1 protein-coding gene is annotated in these 280 nt (G+C 40.7%); it reads left to right on the top strand.

The window, feature by feature from the left end:
• Positions 1-280, top strand: a 280-nt coding sequence (gene lipB / locus AAEY83_RS14290; protein WP_351059862.1) for a lipoyl(octanoyl) transferase LipB, incomplete at both ends; no start/stop codon positions are given.

Here is a 280-nt window from a genome sequence, read left to right as displayed (position 1 = left end):
GTATTGAAGCTTATGCTAAAGCTGATGCACCAGGTGTATACGTTAATGACAGTAAAATTGCATCCCTTGGTTTAAGGGTTCGTCGTGGTTGCTCGTTTCATGGCTTAGCATTAAATGTTAACATGGACCTAAGTCCATTTTTACGCATTAACCCATGTGGTTATGCGGGCATGAATATGGTGCAAACTAAAGAATTAGATGGTCCTCAAAACCTAGAAAGTGCGGGTGAAGGATTGGTGAAACACATGATCAAGAAGCTTAATGCAACACAGGTTAAGCA

Origin of the sequence: Psychrobacter sp. TB20-MNA-CIBAN-0197, assembly GCF_040309765.1 — a bacterium.
GTDB lineage: Bacteria > Pseudomonadota > Gammaproteobacteria > Pseudomonadales > Moraxellaceae > Psychrobacter > Psychrobacter submarinus.
Note: the sequence above shows the minus strand (reverse complement) of the source record. Positions and strands in the feature narration are given on the sequence as shown.